The following is a 779-nucleotide window of genomic DNA, read 5'->3' as shown; positions in this document are numbered from 1 at the left end:
ACCTACTTCTATCACCAGAGCCGACTCCAGACTCCCGACCCGCAAGCAGCACTAAAGGACGCGGTCACTGAAATCTTCATGGAGAACCATGCCCGTTACGGCCACCGGCGGATTCATACTGAACTGCTAAAGCATGGGTGGACGGTCGCGAAGAAAACCGTACTGCAGCTGATGCGTGCTCTGCGCCTCGTCTGCAAGGTCCGGCGGAAGAAGCGCTACAACTCCTACCAGGGCGAGCAAGGCAAGATAGCCCCGAACGAACTCAAGCGGGAGTTCGAGGCCGATGCGCCAAACCAGAAATGGGTGACAGACGTGACCGAGTTCGCCGTCGGGGACCGGAAGCTCTATCTCTCACCGGTCATGGATCTCTTCGACCGGCAAATCATCTCCTACACCATCGGGACTTCCCCGAACCTTGCACTGACTAACACCTCCCTGCGCAAGGCCCTCGCCTGCCTTGAACCCGGGCAGCAGCCACTCGTTCATTCAGACCAGGGCTTTCAGTACCAACACGCCTCGTGGCGGGCTCTTCTCGCGGGAGCCGGCGCAGCCCAATCCATGTCACGCAGGGGCAACTGCTATGACAACGCAGTGATGGAAAACTTTTTCGGGCACCTCAAGGAAGAGCTATTCCACCACGTCCGATTCCTCAACACCCACGCGCTGGAAGCAGCGCTGCACGACTACATCCACTGGTACAACACCAACAGAATCTCAACAAAACTCAAGGGCCTGAGCCCGGTGCAATACCGTACTCAGGCCCTTGCGGCTTAGGCTCT

At 58.2% G+C, this 779-nt stretch carries 1 protein-coding gene; it reads left to right on the top strand.

Going from position 1 to position 779, the window contains the following annotated elements; genetic code table 11:
* Positions 1-774: IS3 family transposase (locus AC5RUU_RS19600; protein WP_493976868.1), on the top strand; the 774-nt coding region annotated here is incomplete at its 5' end.
* Positions 775-779: the final 5 nt, after the last annotated feature.

Source organism: Arthrobacter sp. K4-10C, assembly GCF_059090085.1.
The sequence above is the reverse complement of the archived record's forward strand: the minus strand, read 5'-3'. Positions and strand labels throughout refer to the sequence as shown.